This is a genomic window from uncultured Boseongicola sp. (assembly GCF_937988555.1).
In the GTDB taxonomy this organism is placed as follows: Bacteria; Pseudomonadota; Alphaproteobacteria; order Rhodobacterales; family Rhodobacteraceae; genus Boseongicola.
Window position 1 is genome coordinate 1 of sequence record NZ_CALJXO010000015.1, and the last position, 4,242, is coordinate 4,242.

The following is a 4,242-nucleotide window of genomic DNA, read 5'->3' on the forward strand; positions in this document are numbered from 1 at the left end:
TTCCAAAGGAAATCCTCAACAACTTCGATCCGGAATATTGGTCCCCCGCGCCACTCCACACTTCGGCCGCCGTCCCAGCACCGGCGCCGATAGATGTGTCAGCGCGCATGCGGGGAATGTGGGGCTAGGCAATTCGCCAAAAGTAAGAAAAGGGCCGTGGCCGACCTGAACTTCAAGGGGGCCTATTTCGTCACCTGCGCTGTGGCGAAGGGTTAGATCGCGGCGGGCAAGCCGGGTAGCCTTATCAACATTTCCAGCCAAATGGCCCACGTCGGGGGGATTGACCGCGTGGTCTATTGCGGTGCCAGACATGCAATTGAAGGTTTTACAAAAGCGATGGCGATTGAATTGGGCGGTTACGGCATCCGCATCAACACGATCTGTTCGACATTCATACGCACGCCTTTGAAAGAACCCACCTTTTCCAACCCCAACCGCGTAAAATGGCCGACGCACAAGATCGAATGGGGCGGCGTGGGTGAGATAACGGACATAATGGGTCCCGCGGGTTATCTCGCGTCCCACGCCTCTGCCATGATGACAGGAGCGCACCTGTTGATTGATTGGGCTGAATGATGCAGATATCGGTTTTTTTGGATACACCTTCGTAGGTGGCATCGGTCTAAACGATTGAATCTGTTGGGCGGTTGGCTGCGTCCGATCCCTCTGCAGTATGCCGCCTAGCAGAGCGCATGGCATGGGCGTAATACCGTTATGAACTAGCAGACTGATTGCTAAGTATCTATAAAACGTATTTTGGATATAAAAAACTATCACTTTGCCAAATGCCGATCTGGCCTTATTTATTGATTTAACAGCGCAACGCATGCGTATTAAGGAGTACTTTAACAATGCTGGATCGTCCGATGATGGACCCCCGTGAACTGCGAAATGCGTTTGGCTGTCTTCCGACGGGCGTGACTATAGTCAGCTTGTTTGATGAGGCGGGAAAGCCAACAGGCGTGACAGTTGGATCATTCACCTCACTCAGCATGTCGCCCGCGCTGTGCCTTTTCTCACTGGGTAAGAATCAAGCGAGCGCACGACTGTTTCAAGACAACACGCCATTTGTGGTCAACGTGTTGTCACCCGATCTTGCCGACGTCGCGTGGCAATTTGCGAAGCCGCTGGAAGATAAGTTTGAAGGCGTCGCCATATCTGACACCCTTGTTGTGGCGCCGCGGCTACGCGATTGCATCGCGCATTTCGCCTGTCACACGCATGCCATTCACGATGGTGGTGATCATATTATTGTCGTCGGAGAGATTATGGATTTCGATTATGAAGACGGCGATGCGCTGATCTTCTATCGCGGTGGGATGCATAAGCCTGCAGCCCTATGAGCCGTCTGCCAGAGCTTGATGAAACTGCATTAAGCGACGATCAGAAAAAGGTTTTCGATGCGATCGCAAGCGGGCCGAGAGGCACCGTTTGCGGGCCACTTCGAGTATGGTTGCAAAGCCCCGGATTGGCCGCACAAGCCCAAGCGCTGGGGAAATATGCCCGTTACGACAGCGTCTTGCCCGCACATCTGTCAGAATTGGCGATTTTGGTTACCGCGCGGTATTGGTCGTCAGGATTTGAATGGACGCACCATGCGCCGATCGCAGTGCAGGTCGGTGTTCCTGAACAGGCCGTCGAGGCGATTGCGCGTGCACAGCGGTATTCCTTTGATGATCCCCAGATGCAGGCCGTCTTCGATTTCGCGGTTGAGCTGCATTTGAACAAGACAGTGAGCGACGGGGCGTATGATGCTGCCAAGGCGGCTCTTGGCCTTCAGGCTTGCGTCGATCTTGTTGGTATCTGTGGATATTACACGCTGATTTCCATGACGATTAATGTTTTCGATGTCGCTGATGGGGATGGCCCGAATTTACCAAAACTTGATATGGCTGTTGCGGGGTTTTTCGGCGCCTAGTCAACTGTAACGGCCGTCAGTCGCATGATGTCTGATAGCCGCGGGTGAGCCGCGCCATCGCTGTTGGCAAGATCGTCTTCCTGCATCCAAGCCCCAAGTTGACGTGCGCGCAGGTGGGCGCGCAGCGATGCGGGAACGCGTTCGTCCGAGTACGCTGTGAGGGCACCTCCAGCGTGGCGGGCGAGCGCAAGCGCGTCTTGCGCAGCCTTTGTCACGCCCATTCCAACGTGCGGGCGGGCTACGCAGGCTGCATCACCAGATAACGCGACCCGACCGTCATGCATCACCGGCGAATGGTGATCATAGATCGGGGTGAAGAACGGGCGTTCGGAACAGTTCAGGATTTCAACAAATGAGGCTGGCATCATCGCTTTGGCCTGGGTCTGCATAGCGCCAAGCACGTCATCGCGGATCAAGGGCGGCGGAATAGAGATCGAATGGCGTTTGCCGGAGTTGTCCGTCAGCATATCGTCCAAGTCGGGCGCAGGCACGTACCAGACGAAATTATAACGTCTGTGGCCGGTCCGCAGATCATTGTTTGGCCCCGCAATCGGATAGCCAATGATTTGGCTGCCTGCAGGGGTATAGAATGCAAATGTTGGAAAAATGTCGGCGTTGATGTCAGCTGGCAAATCCCCCTCATGGGCGAGGGCGCGCCAGACGACGTAACCAGCATATTGCGGCGTAACGTTCGGCAGCATTTGTGCGCGGATCGCCGATCGAAAACCGTCAGCGCCCACTAGCAGACCCCCGGTCTCAGAGGGGCCGTTGTCGAAATGTGCGGTAACACTGGACGCGTCTTGGCTGTAGCCCGTGACGTGGCGCCCAAGGTGATAGCAGCTCTCAGGGATGAGCCGCCTGAGTAGTTGGTGAATTCGGTCCCACGACGTCACGATTTGGGAATACGGCAGCGTGCAGATGCGCTGCCCCGCTTTGTCAAACGCCACACGGTCATGCACCTGAACACCGAGGTCGGTCAGGTCTGCACCTACAAAATCTAGTGCCTTAATCAATGTGTCGTGGGTCACGATGCCCGCACCACGGCCAAACAGTTCAACCTCGGTCCGCTCGTACACGTCCACGTGCCAGCCTGCGCGTATCAAAGCGGTTGCCGCGAACAAGCCACCGATAGAGCCGCCACTGATAATTGCGCGTTTTGTCATGTCAGAACCCAGATGTTATTTATCGATCTATAAATAGCATCATGTTGCAGGGTTCAACCCGTGAGGCGAGCCATTTCGTCGGTGTACCAGTCGCCAATTTCGGACGCCGTCATCCATGCGACGCCATCATGGTCGCCGATGTAGTCCAGCAATTCCTCAAGATAGCGGATGCGGTGGGGGACGCCTGTCACATAAGGATGGATCGATATCGCCATGACGCGGGTATTGTCGGCACCCTCCGCATATAGTCTATCGAATTGATCACGGCCCCTGCGCAGGAATTCGTCCGAGCGGTGCTGCTGCAAGGCGTAGACAGCGATGTCATTCATCTCAACCGTATAGGGGACGGTGGTGATGACGCCGTGGGGTGTGTTGATGGCTTGCGGCAAATCATCAATCACCCAATCTGCCAAGTATTTCACCCCGGCTTCGCGCAAAAGGTCTAAGGTTTCAGGCGTTTCGGTCAAGCCGGGGCTTTCCCATGATGTGGGGCGCGTACCGCTGAACGCTTCGATGGTGTCCATCGCAGCATGGATCGCGCCGCGCTGATCGTCGAGCTTGTGCATGGGCCCTTGCAGGTGGCCGTGGCCCATCAGTTCCCATCCTGCATCAAGACCTGCGCCTGCGACGCGCGGATAGCTGTTACAGACGTTGCCGTTGATTGCCATTGTCGTGGGGATTCCACGCAATGTCAGCGCCGCGTGTTGGCGCCAAAACCCAGACCGCATGCCGTATTCGTGCCATGACCAGTTGGGAACATCGGGCAACAGCGGCACACCCATCGGGGGGGGCAGCACGGTGCGTGGCATCGGGCGTTCGATGCTCCATTCTTCGACATTCAAGATCACCCAGACCGCGAGGCGTTTGCCGTCCGGCAATTTCAGCTGCGGGCGATCTACAATAGCTTGATAAGGTACGCGGTCGGTGAGGCGCATCAGAACTCCAAAAATGTTTTGAGGGCGCTGTTAAAAGCAACGGGTTGGTTTAGGTTTGCGAAATGGGCGCAATCGGGGATGTTAACATAGCCAGACCCCGGCGTTGCGGAGGCCATTTCCTGCATGACTACAGGGGCGGCGCCTAGGTCATCCGCGCCCGATATAAACAGCACAGGCAATGTCACGTCGCCCAAGCGTTTCGCGTAATTCAAAGTTTGCAAGGCAC

General features: G+C 55.9%; 6 protein-coding genes. 3 read left to right on the forward strand and 3 right to left on the reverse strand.

The window, feature by feature from the left end:
• Positions 1 to 216: 216 nt before the first annotated feature.
• The 3 genes from Q1B15_RS00760 (at position 217) to Q1B15_RS00770 (ending at position 1,918) form a co-directional block, all read left to right on the forward strand.
• The gene (locus tag Q1B15_RS00760) at positions 217 to 576 is read left to right on the forward strand and encodes an SDR family oxidoreductase (protein ID WP_299748690.1); all 360 of its coding nucleotides are present in this window, start codon (positions 217 to 219) and stop codon (positions 574 to 576) included.
• A 275-nt stretch (positions 577 to 851) separates the two neighbouring features.
• Complete coding sequence (locus Q1B15_RS00765) at positions 852 to 1,343, forward strand: flavin reductase family protein (protein WP_299748676.1); 492 nt, start codon at positions 852 to 854, stop codon at positions 1,341 to 1,343.
• Positions 1,340 to 1,918 (forward strand): carboxymuconolactone decarboxylase family protein, encoded by a 579-nt coding sequence (locus Q1B15_RS00770; protein WP_299748679.1) that lies wholly within the window; start codon positions 1,340 to 1,342, stop codon positions 1,916 to 1,918. The genes Q1B15_RS00765 and Q1B15_RS00770 overlap by 4 nt, the downstream gene beginning before the upstream one ends.
• Here Q1B15_RS00770 and Q1B15_RS00775 read toward each other — a convergent pair.
• From Q1B15_RS00775 to Q1B15_RS00785, 3 genes are all read right to left on the reverse strand, one after another.
• The gene (locus Q1B15_RS00775) at positions 1,915 to 3,081 is read right to left on the reverse strand and encodes a hypothetical protein (protein WP_299748682.1); all 1,167 of its coding nucleotides are present in this window, start codon (positions 3,079 to 3,081) and stop codon (positions 1,915 to 1,917) included. The genes Q1B15_RS00770 and Q1B15_RS00775 overlap by 4 nt on opposite strands.
• Positions 3,082 to 3,134: 53 nt before the next feature.
• Positions 3,135 to 4,016, reverse strand: coding sequence for a polysaccharide deacetylase family protein (locus Q1B15_RS00780; RefSeq protein ID WP_299748684.1), 882 nt, complete (start codon positions 4,014 to 4,016; stop codon positions 3,135 to 3,137).
• The coding region (locus Q1B15_RS00785) for an alpha/beta hydrolase (RefSeq protein ID WP_299748687.1) at positions 4,016 to 4,242 on the reverse strand (227 nt) is incomplete at its 5' end. The genes Q1B15_RS00780 and Q1B15_RS00785, both read right to left, overlap by 1 nt.